Genomic DNA, 292 nt, shown 5'->3' on the forward strand with positions numbered 1-292 from the left:
ATAGCTCCATAGCGTGCTATCCGTCTCTGTTGTGTCCTGATAATCTTCGGGAAGTACATATTGCTGTAAATACCGGTGAAAAAATGCCTCAAAAACAGAAATGCAAAGTGCAGAGATAACCGATGCCGCGGCAGGAGAGACATTAAATCCGCCAATGTTCATAAGGAATATCCATAATATAATGAATGAAATCCCGAAATCAGCTGCAACGGCTGTGAAATTGCTTGTTCTCGGCAGAATCATGCAATCACCCGCAAAATAAGTGATTAAACTTAAGATCACTGTAATAAAC

General features: G+C 40.4%; 1 protein-coding gene. It reads right to left on the reverse strand.

The window, feature by feature from the left end; genetic code table 11:
- On the reverse strand, window positions 1–292 hold a 292-nt coding region (locus tag R0K30_RS21560), incomplete at both ends, for a DUF2512 family protein (RefSeq protein ID WP_410612844.1).

It is taken from the genome of Bacillus sp. SIMBA_154 (assembly GCF_046536015.1).
GTDB lineage: Bacteria > Bacillota > Bacilli > Bacillales > Bacillaceae > Bacillus > Bacillus pumilus_P.